Annotated in this window: 10 protein-coding genes and 1 riboswitch; of the genes, 7 read left to right on the top strand and 3 right to left on the bottom strand. The window is 71.6% G+C overall.

Translation table 11 applies throughout. The features are described from left to right. Positions 1–287 precede the first annotated feature (287 nt). The 3 genes from ACFC0G_RS12135 (at position 288) to ACFC0G_RS12125 (ending at position 4,561) form a co-directional block, all read left to right on the top strand. A complete protein-coding gene (locus ACFC0G_RS12135; RefSeq protein WP_376401178.1) occupies positions 288–2,405 on the top strand; it encodes a type IIA DNA topoisomerase subunit B in 2,118 nt (705 codons plus the stop codon). Positions 2,406–2,531: 126 nt separating this feature from the next. Next, positions 2,532–2,969, top strand: coding sequence for a DUF485 domain-containing protein (locus ACFC0G_RS12130; RefSeq protein ID WP_376401476.1), 438 nt, complete (start codon positions 2,532–2,534; stop codon positions 2,967–2,969). Continuing rightward, positions 2,966–4,561 (top strand): cation acetate symporter, encoded by a 1,596-nt coding sequence (locus ACFC0G_RS12125; RefSeq protein ID WP_376401175.1) that lies wholly within the window; start codon positions 2,966–2,968, stop codon positions 4,559–4,561. Before ACFC0G_RS12130 ends, ACFC0G_RS12125 begins: the two co-directional genes overlap by 4 nt. 84 nt (positions 4,562–4,645) lie before the next feature. Here the strand turns inward: ACFC0G_RS12125 and ACFC0G_RS12120 are convergent, their stop codons facing one another. Further along, the gene (locus ACFC0G_RS12120) at positions 4,646–5,335 is read right to left on the bottom strand and encodes a response regulator (RefSeq protein ID WP_376401172.1); all 690 of its coding nucleotides are present in this window, start codon (positions 5,333–5,335) and stop codon (positions 4,646–4,648) included. Further along, the gene (locus ACFC0G_RS12115) at positions 5,332–7,008 is read right to left on the bottom strand and encodes an ATP-binding protein (RefSeq protein ID WP_376401169.1); all 1,677 of its coding nucleotides are present in this window, start codon (positions 7,006–7,008) and stop codon (positions 5,332–5,334) included. Before ACFC0G_RS12115 ends, ACFC0G_RS12120 begins: the two co-directional genes overlap by 4 nt. Positions 7,009–7,164: 156 nt before the next feature. Here ACFC0G_RS12115 and ACFC0G_RS12110 point away from each other — a divergent pair, with 156 nt between their 5' ends. Beyond that, a complete protein-coding gene (locus ACFC0G_RS12110) occupies positions 7,165–8,217 on the top strand; it encodes a CobW family GTP-binding protein (RefSeq protein WP_376401166.1) in 1,053 nt (350 codons plus the stop codon). Positions 8,218–8,314: 97 nt separating this feature from the next. On the opposite strand, the gene ACFC0G_RS12105 is transcribed toward ACFC0G_RS12110, so the two are convergent. Beyond that, a complete protein-coding gene (locus ACFC0G_RS12105; protein ID WP_376401163.1) occupies positions 8,315–10,774 on the bottom strand; it encodes a DNA topoisomerase (ATP-hydrolyzing) subunit A in 2,460 nt (819 codons plus the stop codon). Between the two features lie 187 nt (positions 10,775–10,961). Here ACFC0G_RS12105 and ACFC0G_RS12100 point away from each other — a divergent pair, with 187 nt between their 5' ends. The 3 genes from ACFC0G_RS12100 (at position 10,962) to ACFC0G_RS12090 (ending at position 14,861) form a co-directional block, all read left to right on the top strand. Further along, entirely contained in the window at positions 10,962–12,308 is a 1,347-nt protein-coding gene (locus ACFC0G_RS12100; protein ID WP_376401473.1) for a M16 family metallopeptidase, read from the top strand. Positions 12,309–12,334: 26 nt separating this feature from the next. Continuing rightward, positions 12,335–13,702: a M16 family metallopeptidase gene (locus tag ACFC0G_RS12095; RefSeq protein ID WP_376401470.1), complete on the top strand. Its 1,368-nt coding sequence runs from the start codon at positions 12,335–12,337 to the stop codon at positions 13,700–13,702. A gap of 200 nt (positions 13,703–13,902) precedes the next feature. After that, positions 13,903–14,066: riboswitch (cyclic di-AMP (ydaO/yuaA leader) on the top strand. 12 nt (positions 14,067–14,078) lie between these two features. After that, a complete protein-coding gene (locus tag ACFC0G_RS12090; RefSeq protein ID WP_376401160.1) occupies positions 14,079–14,861 on the top strand; it encodes a M23 family metallopeptidase in 783 nt (260 codons plus the stop codon). Positions 14,862–15,014 lie beyond the last annotated feature (153 nt).

The raw sequence follows: 15,014 nt of genomic DNA, 5'->3' as shown, positions 1-15,014 counted from the left end.
CGCTCTACGGATTTCGCGTTGCTTGTCTCGGTGCATCCTCCCGGCGTGGTTGCCGGTTGTTGATGAGGACGTGCCCGGAGCCTAAATGGTTCATGCCTGGAAGGGAACGTGATGTTCGCGTCACCCCTTCGAGGGATCGAACATCCATACGACTCTGGACTAGCATGAGGAACCGGGGAGGGTGGCGTGACAACGGCTCTACCAGGCATCGGTACCCTCTGACCGGTGAACGACGCCGGGCCTTACCCCACCGGGCCAGTTTTCAAATTCAGCGAGGAGCGAACCGCGTGACCGCCGAAACGTCCGTGCCTTCCAGTGCGCTGCTGACAGCAGACCGTGACGGTTCCAACTACACCGCGCGGCACCTGCTCGTACTCGAAGGGCTCGAAGCGGTCCGCAAGCGCCCCGGTATGTACATCGGGTCCACCGACAGCCGCGGCCTGATGCACTGCATCTGGGAGATCATCGACAACTCGGTCGACGAGGCCCTCGGCGGCTACTGCGACCACATCGACGTCATCCTCCACGACGACGGCTCCGTCGAGGTCCGCGACAACGGCCGCGGCATCCCGGTCGACGTCGAGCCGAAGACCGGGCTCTCCGGCGTCGAGGTCGTCATGACCAAGCTGCACGCCGGCGGAAAGTTCGGCGGTGGCTCGTACGCCGCCTCCGGCGGTCTGCACGGCGTCGGCGCGTCCGTGGTCAACGCCCTGTCGGCCCGTCTCGACGTCGAGGTCGACCGGAACAGCTCCACGCACACGATCAGCTTCCGCCGCGGTGTCCCCGGCATCTTCACGGAGCAGGGCCCCGACAGCCCCTTCGACCCGGGCAACGGCCTGCGGAAGGGCAAGCGCGTCCCCAAGACCCGCACGGGCACGCGCGTCCGCTACTGGGCGGACCGGCAGATCTTCCTCAAGGACGCCAAGCTCTCGCTGGAGACGCTCCACCAGCGCGCCCGGCAGACCGCCTTCCTCGTGCCCGGCCTCACGATCGTCGTCCGCGACGAGCGGGACCTGGCCGGGATCGGCAAGAGCGAGGAGACCTTCCGCTTCGACGGAGGCATCAGCGAGTTCTGCGAGTACCTCGCGCAGGACAAGGCCGTCTGCGACATCCAGCGCCTCACCGGCACGGGCACCTTCAAGGAGACCGTCCCGGTCCTCGACGAGCGCGGGCACATGACCCCGACCGAGGTCACCCGTGAGCTCGCCGTCGACGTCGCCCTGCGCTGGGGCACCGGCTACGACAGCACGGTCAAGTCCTTCGTCAACATCATCGCCACCCCCAAGGGCGGCACCCACGTCTCCGGCTTCGAGCAGGCCATCACCAAGACGGTGAACGAAGTGCTCCGCTCGGCCAAGATGCTGCGCGTCGCCGAGGACGACATCGTCAAGGACGACGCCCTGGAGGGGCTCACGGCCGTCGTGACGGTCCGCCTCGCCGAGCCGCAGTTCGAGGGCCAGACGAAGGAGGTCCTGGGGACCTCCGCCGCCCGCCGGATCGTGGCGAACGTGGTCGCCAAGGAGCTCAAGGAGTTCCTGACCTCGACCAAGCGCGACGCCAAGGCGCAGGCCCGCGCCGTCCTGGACAAGGCCGTCGCCGCCGCCAGGACCCGGATCGCCGCCCGCCAGCACAAGGACGCGCAGCGCAGGAAGACCGCGCTCGAGTCCTCCTCGCTGCCGGCCAAGCTCGCCGACTGCCGCAGCGACGACGTGGAGCGCAGCGAGCTCTTCATCGTCGAGGGGGACTCGGCCCTCGGCACGGCCAAGCTCGCGCGCAACAGCGAGTTCCAGGCCCTGCTGCCGATCCGGGGCAAGATCCTCAACGTCCAGAAGTCCTCGGTCTCGGACATGCTCAAGAACGCCGAGTGCGGGGCGATCATCCAGGTGATAGGAGCGGGCTCGGGCCGCACCTTCGACATCGACGCCGCCCGCTACGGAAAGATCGTCCTGCTGGTCGACGCCGATGTCGACGGCGCGCACATCCGCTGCCTGCTGCTGACGCTCTTCCAGCGCTACATGCGGCCGATGGTCGAGGCCGGACGCGTCTTCGCCGCCGTGCCCCCGCTGCACCGGATCGAGCTCGTCCAGCCCAAGAAGGGCCAGGACAAGTACGTCTACACGTACTCGGACAACGAGCTGCGGCAGACCCTGCTGGAGTTCCAGCGGAAGGGGGTCCGCTACAAGGACTCCATCCAGCGCTACAAGGGTCTGGGCGAGATGGACGCCGACCAGCTCGCGGAGACCACGATGGACCCGCGCCACCGCACCCTGCGCCGGATCAACATCGGGGACCTGGACTCGGCGGAGCAGGTCTTCGACCTCCTCATGGGCAACGACGTGGCGCCCCGCAAGGAGTTCATCACCAGCTCGGCGGCGACCCTCGACCGCTCGCGCATCGACGCCTGACCGGCGCCAAGGGCAAGGGCCGCCGACAGACCGGGCCGTGCGGTACGCATATCAGCACGGCCCGGTCAGGCCACAGGGGAGAACTGTCACCTGATGGGGTGAAGTGAGGGAGGAGAAGAGTCCGGGATCTTCCCGCTCTGTCCATCCTTGGGCACGCGACCGAAACGGTTCGCTGACAAGGAGAGTTGGCCGGTGGAGCAGTACGACACGGCAGTGCCGCGGCAGCGCGATCCCAGCGCGGCGGAGATCTACCTGGAGGTCCAGCGGAGCCCCGCGTTCCAGGAAGTGCGCCGCCGCTACCGCCGGTTCGTCTTCCCGGCCGCCCTCGCGTTCCTGCTCTGGTACCTCGCGTACGTCGTCGCGGCGACCGCGGCCCCCGGGCTCATGGCCCGGCCGGTCGCCGGCGCGGTGAACGTGGCGATGATCGCGGGGCTCGGACAGTTCCTCACCACCTTCCTGCTGACCTGGGCGTACGCGCGCCACGCGCGGTTGCGCCGGGACCGGGCGGCCCTGGAACTGCGCTGGGACACGCAGGAGATGACCCGAGGGGCGGCGCAGCGGTGAGCGGCAACCACCAGACCCTGGCGCTCGTGCTCTTCAGCGTCTTCATCGCCGTCACGTTGGGGATCACCACCTGGGTGAGCCGCAACCGGCACGGATCGGCGGAGGAGTTCTACGCCGGAGGCAGGCTGTTCTCGCCTCTGGAGAACGGTTTCGCCATCGCCGGCGACTACATGTCCGCGGCCTCCTTCCTCGGCATCTCCGGGCTGATCGCGCTCTACGGCTACGACGGCATGCTGTACTCCGTCGGATTCCTCGTCGCCTGGCTCGTCGTCCTCCTGCTGGTCGCGGAACTCGTCCGCAACTGCGGGCGGTTCACGCTCGCGGACGTCGTCGCCGCGCGGATGTCCGAACGGCCGGTGCGGATCGCCGCCGGAACGTCCTCCGTGGCCGTCTCCGTGCTCTATCTGGTGGCGCAGATGGTCGGCGCCGGAAGCCTGGTCGCGCTGCTGCTCGGCGGCACCAGCGAGGCGGCCCGCTCCTGGACCGTGATCGGCGTGGGGGCGCTGATGGTGATCTACGTGTCGCTCGGCGGCATGCGGGCCACCACCTGGATCCAGATCGTCAAGGCGGTCCTGCTCATGGCGGGCACGATCGCGCTCACCGTCCTCGTCCTGCTCCGCTTCCACGGCGACGTGAACAGCCTGCTCTCGACCGCGGCCGACCGCAGCGGCCACGGGCGGGGCTTCCTCGCCCCCGGCCTGCGCTACGGCGGGGACTGGACCGCGCGCCTCGACTTCATCAGCCTCGGCATCGCCCTGGTCCTGGGCACCGCCGGCCTGCCGCACATCCTGTCGCGCTTCTACACCGTGCCCACCGCCCGGGCCGCCCGCCGCTCCGTCGTCTGGTCCATCGGCCTCATCGGCAGCTTCTACCTGATGACCATCGTGCTCGGCTTCGGCGCGGCCGCCCTGATCGGGCCCGCCGAGGTCCGCGCCTCCAGCGCGTCGGGGAACACCGCCATCCCGCTGCTCGCGCTCGACCTCGGCGGCGGCGCGGGCTCCACCGGCGGCACCGTGCTCTTCGCCGTCGTCGCCGCCGTCGCCTTCGCGACCATCCTCGCCGTCGTCGCCGGGATCACGCTCGCCTCCTCGGCCTCCGTCGCCCACGACCTGTACAGCTCGCTGCGGCGCCGGCACGCGAAGCGGCAGTACAGCGAGGTGACCGTGGCGCGGTTCGCGGCCGCCGGGATCGGCGCCGCCGCGATCGGCCTCGGGCTGCTCGCCCGCGACCTCAACGTGGCCTTCCTCGTCGGCCTCGCCTTCGCGGTCGCCGCCTCCGCCAACCTGCCCGTGCTGCTCTACTCGCTGTTCTGGCGGAGGTTCACCACCCGGGGCGCGGTCTGGTCGGTGTACGGCGGGCTGGTCCCCGCCGTGCTGCTCGTCCTGCTGTCGCCGGTCGTCTCGGGCAGCCCGGAGGCGCTGTTCCCCGGTGTCGACTTCCACGTCTTCCCGCTGCAGAACCCCGGCGTGGTCTCCATCCCGCTCGGATTCCTCGCGGGCTGGATCGGTACGGTCACCTCGGCCGAGCCGTCCGACGCGGCGCGGCACGCCGAGACCGAGGTCCGGGCGCTGACCGGGGCCGGGGCGGTCTGAGGCGCAAGGGCCCCTTCAGGCGCCCTGCGGGCCCCTCCGTGCCCCCTGTCGGGCCCCTTTCCTGGCGAGCCCCCTACGGGGGCCTCAGGCGGCGGGCGGTGAGGACGCCCAGGCGTACCGGTGCTCGGGGCGGCCCGTCTCGCCGTACCGGAGGGAGAGGCTCACCCGGCCGGTGCGTTCGAGGAGCTTGAGGTAGCGCTGCGCGGTCTGGCGGCTCACGCCGGCCCGCTCGGCGATCTCCTGCGCGGAGAGCGGTCCGCCGGCGGCGAGCAGGACCTGCCGGACCAGCTCGGCCGTGGTGGGGGAGTGCCCCTTCGGCAGGTCGGGGGCGACCGTGCCCGCCGCCAGGACGCCGAAGATCCGGTCCACCTCGGACTGTTCCGCCTCGCCCCCGCCGCCCAGGGCGCGCCGCAGCGCCGCGTACGCCTCCAGCTTGGTCCGCAGCCCGGCGAAGTTGAACGGCTTGACCAGGTACTGGAGGGCGCCGTGGCGCATCGCCGCCTGCACGGTGGCCACGTCCCGGGCGGCCGTCACCATGATCACGTCGCACTGGTGGCCGCGCGCGCGGAGCTCTCGTACGGCGGCCAGACCGTTCTCGTCCGGCAGGTATTGGTCCAGGAGGATCAGGTCCACCGGATGCTCGGCCAGGGCCGTCAGTGCCTCGGCGGTCGAGTGGGCGATGGCCGAGACGCGGAAGCCGGGGACCTTGGCGACGTACGCGGCGTTGATCCGCGCCACCAGCACGTCGTCGTCCACCACGAGCACGTCGATCATCGCGCCTCCCCTGCGGGCTCGGGGGAGAGGGCGGTTCCGCCGGGCTCCGGCTCCGTCAGGGCGTCCGGGAGGACGACGGTGAACTCCGCGCCCCCGCCCGGGCCCCCGGCCACGCGGGCCGTGCCGCCCCTGCGCTCGGCCAGCCGGCGGACGAACGCGAGCCCGAGCCCGCGCCTGCCGTGGGACGGCGGCTCCTTCGTCGACCAGCCCTCGGTGAAGATCAGCTCACGGCGCTCCTCGGGGACGCCGGGGCCGCTGTCCGTGACCCGCAGCACGACCGTACGGCCCTCCGTGCGGAACGCGACCTCGATCCCGGCGCCGGGCGTGCCCGCGACGGCGTCCAGGGCGTTGTCGACCAGATTGCCGACGACCGTGACCAGCTCGCGGGGGTCGACGAGCCGGTCGGGCAGCAGGGACTCCGGGGAGATCCGCAGCGACACACCGCGCTCGGCGGCGACGGTCGCCTTGCCGACCAGGAGCGCGGCGAGCAGCGGGTCGTGGACCTTCTCCGTGACCTGCTCGGCGGTGGCCCGGTGCACTCCGACGACCTCGGTGACGAACTCGACCGCCTCCTCGTGCATGTCCAGCTCCAGGAGACCGAGCAGGGTGTGCAGCCGGTTGGCGTGCTCGTGGTCCTGGGCGCGGAGGGCGTCGATCAGGCCCCGCGTCGAGTCCAGCTCGCGTCCGAGCCGCTCCAGCTCGGTGCGGTCGCGCAGGGTCGCGACGGCGCCGCCGTCGTCCGTGGGCATCCGGTTGGCGATCAGCACCCGGTGGCCCTGGACGGTGACGAGGTCCTCGCCCGTGACCCGGCCCGTGAGGACGTCGGCGGTACGGCCCTTCCCGAGGACCTCGTCCACGGGCCGGCCCGCCGCCTCGGGGCCGAGCCCGAGGAGCCGCTGCGCCTCGTCGTTGACGAGCCGTACGGAGCCGGTGCGGTCGATGGCCACGACACCCTCCCGGATGCCGTGCAGCATGGCCTCGCGCTCGGCGAGCAGCGCGGAGATGTCGGAGAAGGCCAGGTCGTGGGTCTGTCGCTGGAGCCGGCGGGAGATCAGGTACGCGGCGAGGGCCCCGGCCGCGAGCGCCCCGCCCGCGTACGCGAGGAGGCCCGGGATCGCGGCGAGGAGCCGGTCGCGGACGCTGTCGTACTCGATGCCGACGGAGACCGCGCCGACGATCCGGCCGTCCGCGTCGCGCAGCGGCGCCTTGCCGCGCGCCGAGCGGCCGAGGGTCCCGCTGTCGATCTCCATCACCTCGCGCCCGGCGAGGACGGCGCTCGGGTCGGTGGAGACGCGCCGGCCGATCTGGGCGGGGTCGGTGTGCGACCAGCGCACCCCTCGGGTGTCCATGACCACCACGTACTCGGCGCCCGTGGACACCCGGATCCGCTCGGCCTCCGTCTGCACCGGGCCCCGCGCGGAGGGCGGGGTGCCGGTGAGGTCGGCGGCGAGCCCGGGGGAGGCGGTGGTCTCGGCGATGGCCAGGGCCCGCCGCATGGCCTGGTCGTCGAGCTGGGCGCTCAGCGGGGCGAGGAAGAGACCGGTGGCGAGGACGGTCACACCGGTCGCGATGGCCAGCTGCATCAGCAGGACCTGCGCGAACACCCGCCGGGGCCACCCGAACCGCCGACGGCGCGCGAGGGGCCGCGCGGGGCTGGTCTGTGCGGGGCTCATGCCAGAAAAGGTAAGCGGCCGGGACCCGGGACCGGAAATACGGGGCCGCACGGGGGCCCGGGGCACCGCCACCTCCGGGCCGGTGCCGGACGATCCCGCCTATCCTGGGGCTTTCCCACGGCCGTGGGAAGGAACCCGCGACCGGAGGCACGACCCTTGACCACGCAGCAGATCCCCGTCGTCGTCCTCGCCGGGTTTCTCGGGGCCGGGAAGACCACGCTCCTCAACCATCTGCTGCGCAGCGCCCGGGGCACCCGGATCGGGGTCATGGTCAACGACTTCGGGGACATCGGCATCGACGCGATGACCGTCGCGGGGCAGGTGGGCTCCACCGTCTCCCTCGGCAACGGCTGCCTGTGCTGCGCGGTCGACGCGAGCGAGCTCGACGAGTACCTGGAGGTCCTGACCCGGCCCGAGTCCCGGCTCGACGTGATCGTCATCGAGGCCAGTGGGCTCGCCGAGCCGCAGGAACTGGTCCGTATGGTCCTCGCCAGCGAGAACGAGCGGATCGTCTACGGCGGGCTCGTCCAGGTCGTCGACGCGGCCGAGTTCCGGGCCACCCGGCAGCGGCACCCCGAGACCGACCGGCACCTCACGATCGCCGACCTTGTCGTCGTGAACAAGGCGGACCGGGTCTCCGCGGACGAGCTGTCCGCCGTCCGCGAGACGGTGGGCGAGCTCGCCGGGAAGGCCGTCGTGGTCGACGCCTCGCACGGACGGGTCGATCCGGAGCTGCTCTTCGACCGTGTCGTGCCCGAGTACGAGATCGAGGGCCAGATGTCCATCGAGGACATCCTGTACGGCCCCGAGGACGAGGCCCACGCCCACCCGCACGCGGCGTACGAGACGGTCTCCCTGACCGCGCCGACCCCGCTCCACCCGCGCCGGCTCATGGCCTTCCTGGACGGGCGGCCCGAAGGCCTGTACCGGATCAAGGGCTTCGTCGACCTCGGCGCCGCCGACCCCGTCAACCGCTACACGGTGCACGCCGTCGGCCGTTTCCTGCGCTTCTACCCCGAGCCGTGGCCCGCGGGGGAGGAGCGGCTCACCCAGCTCGTCCTGATCGGCTCCGGCATCGACGCCGCCGGCCTGCGCAAGGAGCTCGCCGGATGCGAGCAGAACGGCCCGCAGGACGCCCCCGACGAGCACAGCATGTGGGGCGTCCTGCGGTACGTACGACAGGCGGACGAGGAACCGGACGAGAGCTAGGCTCCCGCTCCCGTCCGGTTCCTCCTCGGCTTCCTCGTCCGGCTTCCCGTCCGGCTTTCCGTCCGGCTTTCCGTCCGGCTTTCCGTCCGACGGAGCGCTAGCTCGCCGGGCCCGCCAGCACCTCGACCGGCTGGGGCAGCGGGACGCCCGAGCCGTCACGGCGCGGGTCCACCTCCGGCAGCGGCACCGGGGTCCCGTTCTTCTGCGCGGCCCGCGCCGGAGTGGCGCCCGCCCAGGCCAGGATCAGGACGTCCTCGCCCTTCAGGAACCGCTGGCAGCGCACACCGCCCGTCGCGCGGCCCTTGCGCGGGTACTGGTCGAAGGGGGTCAGCTTCGCCGACGTACCCGCCGAGGCGTCCAGCGTGCCGGTGGAGCCCGCGACGGTGAAGACCACGGCGTCCACCGCCGGGTCCACGGCCGTGAACGAGAGCACCTCGGCGCCCTGGGTCAGCTTGACGCCCGCCATGCCGCCGGCCGGCCGGCCCTGGGGCCGTACCTGCGCGGCCGGGTAGCGCAGCAGCTGGGCGTCGGAGGTGATGAAGACCAGGTCCTCCTCGCCCGTCCGCAGCTCGGTCCCGCCGACGATCCGGTCGCCGTCCTTGAGGGTGATGACCTCCAGCTCGTCCTTGTTCGCCGGGTAGTCCGGCACCACGCGCTTCACCACGCCCTGCAGCGTGCCGAGGGCGAGACCCGGCGAGGACTCGTCGAGCGTGGTCAGGCAGACCACCGACTCGTCCGCCTCCAGGGACAGGAACTCCGAGAGCTGGGCGCCGCCCGCGAGGCTGGGGGCGGCCGCGGTGTCCGGGAGCTGCGGCAGGTCGATCACCGCGACCCGCAGCAGCCGGCCGGACGAGGTCACCGCGCCGACGTCACCGCGCTGGGTGGCGGCCACCGCCGACACGATCAGGTCGTGCTTGGTGCGCGGCGCGTCCGGCTCGGCCGGCGGCAGCTCCGCCGTCGCCGTACGGGCCAGCAGACCCGTCGAGGAGAGCAGCACCCGGCACGGGTCGTCCGCGACCTCCAGGGGGACGGCCGCGACGGGCGCGCCCGCCGATTCGAGCAGGACGGTCCGCCGGTCGGTGGCGAACTTCTTGCCGACCGCGGCCAGTTCCGCCGAGACCAGCTTCCGCAGCTCCGCGTCGGAGTCCAGGATGCCGGTCAGCTCGTCGATCTCGCCGTTGAGCCGGTCGCGCTCGGTCTCCAGCTCGATGCGGTCGAACTTGGTGAGGCGGCGCAGCGGGGTGTCCAGGATGTACTGCGTCTGGATCTCGCTCAGGGAGAAGCGCTCCTTCAGGCGCTCCTTGGCCTGGGCGGAGTTGTCGCTCTCCCGGATGAGCCGGATGACCTCGTCGATGTCGAGGAGCGCGACGAGCAGGCCCTCCACCAGGTGCAGCCGGTCGCGCTTCTTGGTCCGGCGGAACTCGGAGCGGCGCCGGACGACCTCGAAGCGGTGGTCGAGGTAGACCTCCAGGAGCTCCTTGAGGCCGAGCGTGAGTGGCTGACCGTCCACCAGCGCCACGTTGTTGATGCCGAAGGACTCCTCCATCGGCGTCAGCTTGTAGAGCTGCTCCAGGACCGCCTCCGGCACGAAGCCGTTCTTGATCTCGATGACGAGACGCAGGCCGTGGTTGCGGTCCGTGAGGTCCTTGACGTCGGCGATGCCCTGGAGCTTCTTGGAGCCGACGAGGTCCTTGATCTTGGAGATGACCTTCTCGGGGCCGACCGTGAAGGGCAGCTCGGTCACGACGATGCCCTTGCGGCGCGCCGTCACGTTGTCCACGGTGGCCGTGGCGCGGATCTTGAACGTGCCGCGGCCGTTCTCGTACGCGTCCTTGATGCCGGACAGGCCGACGATCCGGCCGCCGGTCGGCAGGTCGGGGCCGGGCACGAAGCGCATCAGCGTCTCGAGGTCGGCGCCCGGGTGGCGGATCAGGTGGCGGGCCGCCGCGATCACCTCGCCGAGGTTGTGCGGCGGCATGTTCGTCGCCATGCCGACCGCGATCCCGGACGCGCCGTTGACCAGCAGGTTCGGATAGGCGGCGGGCAGTGCCACCGGCTCCTGCTCCTGGCCGTCGTAGTTCGGCGTGAAGTCGACCGTGTCCTCGTCGATGGACTCGGTCATCATCAGCGCGGCCGGAGCCATCCGCGACTCCGTGTACCGCATGGCGGCGGGCGGGTCGTCGTTGCCGAGGGAGCCGAAGTTGCCGTGGCCGTCGACGAGGGGCAGCCGCATGGAGAAGGGCTGCGCCATGCGGACCATGGCGTCGTAGATGGACGCGTCGCCGTGCGGGTGGAGCTTGCCCATCACCTCGCCGACGACGCGGGCGCACTTCACGAACCCGCGGTCGGGCCGGAGCCCCATCTCGCCCATCTGGTAGACGATGCGGCGCTGGACGGGCTTCATGCCGTCGCGGGCGTCGGGGAGAGCGCGCGAGTAGATCACCGAGTACGCGTACTCGAGGAAGGAGCCCTGCATCTCGTCGACGACGTCGATGTCGAGGATCCTCTCCTCGTACGCGTCGTCCGGCGGCGGTGTCTTCGTGCTGCGGCGGGCCATCGCGGCTGCGGCTCCTTCACCAACAAGGTTGATCTGACGCGGACCATTGTGGACCGTGCCACCGACAACGCCGACCGCGACCCGGAAGAGGGACATCTGGAAGGGGCGGGAACTTCGCCAGGTGTCGGCGCGCTTGCATACAGTGGCAGGACTTTTTCACATCGCGATCGAAGGGACGTACATGCCCATGGGTCACACGGCCACGGCCGAGGCCGGCTCCGGCGGCCTGACAGCGACCGAGCACCGGTTGGCGAACGGCCTGCGCGTGGTGCTCTCGGAGGACCACCTGACCCCGGTCGCCGCGGTCTGCCTCTGGTACGACGTCGGTTCGCGCCACGAGGTCGAGGGCCGCACGGGCCTCGCCCACCTCTTCGAGCACCTGATGTTCCAGGGCTCGAAGCAGGTCCAGGGGAACGGGCACTTCGAGCTGGTGCAGGGCGCGGGCGGCTCGCTCAACGGCACGACGAGCTTCGAGCGCACCAACTACTTCGAGACCATGCCCACCCACCAGCTGGAGCTCGCGCTCTGGCTGGAGGCCGACCGCATGGGCTCGCTGCTCGCCGCCCTGGACGACGAGTCCATGGAGAACCAGCGGGACGTCGTCAAGAACGAGCGCCGCCAGCGGTACGACAACGTGCCGTACGGCACGGCCTTCGAGAAGCTGACCGCGCTGGCCTACCCGGAGGGCCACCCGTACCACCACACGCCGATCGGCTCCATGGCCGACCTGGACGCGGCGACGCTGGAGGACGCGCGGGCCTTCTTCCGCACGTACTACGCGCCGAACAACGCGGTGCTTTCGGTCGTCGGCGACATCGACCCGGAGCAGACCCTCGCCTGGGTCGAGAAGTACTTCGGCTCGATCCCCTCCCACGACGGCAAGCTGCCCCCGCGTGACGGCTCGCTGCCCGACGTCATGGGCGGGGAGCAGCGTGTGGTCCTCGTCGAGGAGGTCCCGGCCCGCGCGCTCATGGCCGCCTACCGGCTGCCGCACGACGGCACGCGCGAGTGCGACGCCGCCGACCTGGCCCTGACGGTCCTCGGCGGCGGCGAGTCCTCCCGCCTGCACAACCGCCTGGTCCGCCGGGACCGGACGGCCGTCGCCGCCGGCTTCGGCCTGCTGCGGCTCGCCGGGGCCCCCTCGCTGGGCTGGCTGGACGTCAAGACCTCCGGCGGCGTCGAGGTCCCGCAGATCGAGGCGGCCGTCGACGAGGAGCTCGCCCGGTTCGCCGCCGAGGGCCCCACGGCCGAGGAGATGGAGCGCGCGCAGGCCCAGTTGGAGCGCGAGTGGCTCGACCGGCTCGGCACCGTCGCGGGCCGCGCCGACGAACTGTGCCGGTTCGCCGTGCTGTTCGGCGACCCGCAGCTCGCCCTCACCGCCGTCGACCGGGTCCTCGACATCACCGCGGAGGAGGTGCAGGCGGCCGCCAAGGCCCGGCTGCGCCCCGACAACCGCGCGGTGCTCGTCTACGAGCCGGTGGCCACCGAACAGAGCGAGAGCGACAGCGACGAGGAAGAGGGAGCGGACCAGTGACCGACGCTGCCGTGTCTTTGACGAGCATGGACTTCCACCCGCAGCCCGAGCCGGGCGTCGCCCGGCCCTGGGCCTTCCCGGCCCCGGACCGCGGCTCCCTGGCCAACGGTCTGACGGTGCTGACCAGCCACCGCCCCGGCCAGCAGGTCGTGGCCGTGGAGATCTTCCTGCCGGCCCCGCTGGACGCCGAGCCGGCCGGTCTCGACGGCGTCGCCACGATCATGGCCCGCGCGCTCTCCGAGGGCACGGACCAGCGTGGCGCCGAGGAGTTCGCGGCCGAGCTGGAGCGCTGCGGCGCCACGCTCGACGCGCACGCGGACCACCCGGGCGTACGGGTCTCCCTGGAGGTGCCGGTCTCCCGGCTGCCCAAGGCGCTCGGGCTGCTCTCCGAGGCGCTGATCGCCCCGGCCTTCCTGGACACCGAGATCGAGCGCCTCGTGCGCAACCGCCTCGACGAGATCCCGCACGAGACGGCCAACCCGAGCCGCCGCGCAGCCAAGCAGCTCTCCAAGGAGCTCTTCCCGGCCGCGGCCCGGATGTCCCGGCCGCGTCAGGGCACGGAGGAGACGGTCGCCGCGATCGACGCCGCCGCGGTCCGCGCCTTCTACGAGGCGTACGTCCGCCCCGGCACGGCCACCGCCGTGGTGGTGGGCGACCTGACGGGCGTCGACCTGGAGAAGGTCCTCGCCGAGACGCTGGGCGCCTGGACGGGCGAGCCGGCCGAGGCGCTGCCGATGCCGCCGATCACCGCCGACGACACCGGACGGGTCGTCATCGTCGACCGTCCGGGCGCGGTCCAGACCCAGTTGCTGATCGGCCGGATCGGTCCGGACCGCCACGACAGCGTCTGGGCGGCCCAGGTCCTCGGCACGTACTGCCTCGGCGGCACGCTGACCTCGCGGCTCGACCGGGTCCTGCGCGAGGAGAGGGGCTACACGTACGGCGTGCGGGCCTTCGGCCAGGTGCTCCGCTCGGACGCCGAGGGGAACGGCGCCTCGATGCTCGCCATCAGCGGCTCGGTGGACACCCCCAACACCGGCCCGGCACTTGACGACCTGTGGAAGGTGCTCCGGACCCTCGCGGCGGAGGGCCTCACCGACGCCGAGCGCGAGACTGCCGTGCAGAACCTGGTGGGCGTGGCGCCGCTCAAGTACGAGACGGCCGCCTCGGTCGCCGCGACGCTCGCCGACCAGGTCGAGCAGCACCTCCCGGACGGCTACCAGGCCCAGTTGTACGCGCGGCTCGCCGAGACGGGCACGGTCGAGGCGACCGCCGCCGTGGTCAACGCCTTCCCGGTGGACCGGCTCGTCACCGTGCTCGTGGGCGACGCGGCGGAGATCGCGGAGCCGGTGCGTGCGCTCGGCATCGGTGAAGTCACCGTCGTGACCGGCTGATCGCCCGCGCCGATCACCGGCGGAAGGCCTCGACGTCCCGCTTTCGCCGAGGCCTTCCGTTTTGTCCGGATTGGGGGCAAGGGTGACCGTCTGCCCTGTGGCATGTCTTACAAACAGGCGTGTCTGTTTGGTGATTGAAAGACGATCCGCATAGCGTCGGTCCGGCTGTTCGTCAGTGCACGTGCCGCAGTCGCGGCAGCGGACAGTCATCGCCGAGTCCCCGTCAGGCGCGAGCCTGGGGAGCCGGGGACCCACACAGTCCCTGGGGTGAATCGGGCGCCTTCGCCATGTGCGGAGGGGCTCGTAGGAGACCTTCCTGCTCCGAACCCGTCAGCTAACCCGGTAGGCGAGAAGGAAGGAAAGGATCAGCCCCTACATGGCGTTCACCCGTGCCACCGGGAAGCATCGTGGTCCGAGCCGGATGGCGCGCCGCAGCGTGGGCATCGCCGGCGTAGCGACGCTCGCCACCACCGGCGTCATCGGAACCTTCGCCTCCCCGGCGCTCGCCGCCGACACGGACAACCGCTCCGTCGAGGACACCGGCCTCACGCAGGTGATCACCGAGGACTCGCTCGCGGACCGGATCGACGCCCAGGCCGCCGCCCAGGAGCAGGAGGCCTTCGAGGCCATCGCCAAGGCGAAGGCCCAGGCCGAGGCTCGTGCCGAGGCGAAGCGCAAGGCCGAGGCCCGCGCCAAGGAAGTCCGCGAGGACCGCGAGCGCGCCGCCCGCGAGGCCGAGCGCCGCCGCCTCAACTCCTTCCAGCTCCCCGTGGCCGGCTCGTACGTCACCACCGGGTACAAGACCGGCGGCTCGCTCTGGTCCTCCGGCAGCCACTCCGGCATCGACTTCCACGCCTCCTACGGCAGCTCGGTCGTCTCCGTCGGCTCCGGCACCGTCGTCGAGGCCGGCTGGGGCGGCGCGTACGGCAACAACATCGTCATCCAGATGAACGACGGCACGTACACCCAGTACGGTCACCTCTCGTCCATCGGGGTCTACGTCGGCCAGACCGTCGAGCCGGGCCAGCAGATAGGCATCTCGGGCTCGTCCGGCAACTCGACCGGCCCGCACCTCCACTTCGAGGCGCGGACGAGCTCCGAGTACGGCTCCGACCTGAACCCCATCTCGTACCTCCGCGCCCGCGGCGTCAGCCTCTGACACCCGGCGGATCGCGTCGCAAAAGCCCCGGCTCGTACTGAGCCGGGGCTTTTCGCTGCCCGAAACATATCGCCGGATTCCATGGGGCCATCGGAAATTCCGGCCTGCTGCAATAGAGTCGCAGGACACTTGCGGAACAGACGCAGAACAGGC

Source organism: Streptomyces sp. NPDC056169, from assembly GCF_042268445.1.
GTDB lineage: Bacteria > Actinomycetota > Actinomycetes > Streptomycetales > Streptomycetaceae > Streptomyces.
Note: the sequence above shows the minus strand (reverse complement) of the source record. Positions and strands in the feature narration are given on the sequence as shown.